1 protein-coding gene is annotated in these 1546 nt (G+C 39.0%); it reads left to right on the forward strand.

The genetic code is table 11. From position 1 onward, the window contains the following. Positions 1 to 1434, forward strand: a 1434-nt coding sequence (locus tag AC1DG9_RS26915) for a M1 family metallopeptidase (protein ID WP_477635674.1), incomplete at its 5' end; no start/stop codon positions are given. Between the last annotated feature and the right edge of the window lie 112 nt (positions 1435 to 1546).

A 1546-nucleotide genomic window follows, 5' to 3' on the forward strand; every position in this document is an offset into this window, starting at 1 on the left:
ATAAAAAGTAACCATAATAGGTTTATGCAGATTGATTTGCAAGAACCGCTAGAGATCGATAGCGTACTGTTTAAACAGCAAAAGATCGCCGTCGAAAAGGAAGGAAATGTATGGTTTCTTAAAGTTCCTGATTTAAAAGTTAAATCGCAGGCTACTATTGACATCTTTTATTCAGGAGCGCCTAAAGAATCTACCAATCCGCCATGGGATGGTGGTATATCATGGAAACTTGACTCGTTAGGGAGGCCATGGATCACCCTGGGATCTCAGTTAATTGGTGCCAGCGTTTGGTTCCCATGCAAACTACATCAAGGCGACGAGCCCGATAATGGTGCTTCATTGGCCATCAGCGTTCCTGATACCTTGGTTGCTGTTGGTAACGGCAGGTTAAAAAGCCGAATAGTAAATAGTAATGGAACCGTTACTTATAAATGGCATGTAGTAAATCCAATAAACAATTATGGTTTGGCTTTTTATGTGGGAAAGTATGTGCGGGTTCCAGAAATGTATAAAGGCGAGAAAGGCAATTTAAGTACTGACTATTGGGTAATTGATTACAACAGAGAAAAGGTTCATTCTTACCTCAAAAATGAGGTTGACAAAACGCTGAAAACTTTTGAATACTGGTTTGGGCCATATCCTTTTTATGAAGATAGTTTTAAAATGGTGGAAGCACCATATCCGGGCATGGAACATCAAAGCGCTATAGCCTATGGTAATGGATTTAAGTTGGGCAGGATAAATGCAAAATACTTAAGTACGTGGGATTTAAAGACCGATAGGCTGGTGGTTCACGAAGTCGCGCATGAGTGGTTCGGAAACAGCATTACAACAAAAGATATTACTGACAGATGGCTGCAGGAAGGATTTGCAGGGTATGCCGAAGAGCTTTTTATTGAAAGTCAATATGGTAAAAAGGCAGCCAAAGAGTTCTTTGAAGCTAGAACTATTTGCCGGATTAAGAATACTGAACCAATCATAAGACGCTATGGAATTTATGAGGATGCTGGTGGACACATGTATTTAAAAGGCTGGACAATTGCGCATATGCTTCGGGCTATTGTTGATAATGATGAGCAGTTCCGTAAGATGTTAAGGGCTGTTAACCGCGAGTTTTATCATAAAACAGTGAACTCAATTGAGGTTGAAAGGTTTATCGGAAAAACTTTAGGTAAGAATCTGCAGCCATTCTTTAATCAGTACTTGCGGGAGAAAGATATTCCTACTTTTGAGTACAGCATACGTGACAACATATTGAGGTATCGCTTTAGCAATTGTTTGTCGGATTTTGTAATGCCTATTAAAACCAATCTTACAAGTGATAAATGGCTTAATCCGACTAAAGATTGGAAGGAACTGCGTATAACGCCAACCAGCAATTCATCGTTAAGTATTGATAGTGACTTTTATGTAAATGTGAAAAGGGTTGAATGAGAAGTGAAATGTATCCGCTATTTTGTAATCTGTGCGCGGACATTTTTAACAAAGTCAATAGTAACTTCCGCTAAATCTGCAATCAAATATTTCTACTGTGAGGTAATATGAC

Source organism: Pedobacter sp. 05L430, assembly GCF_056397585.1.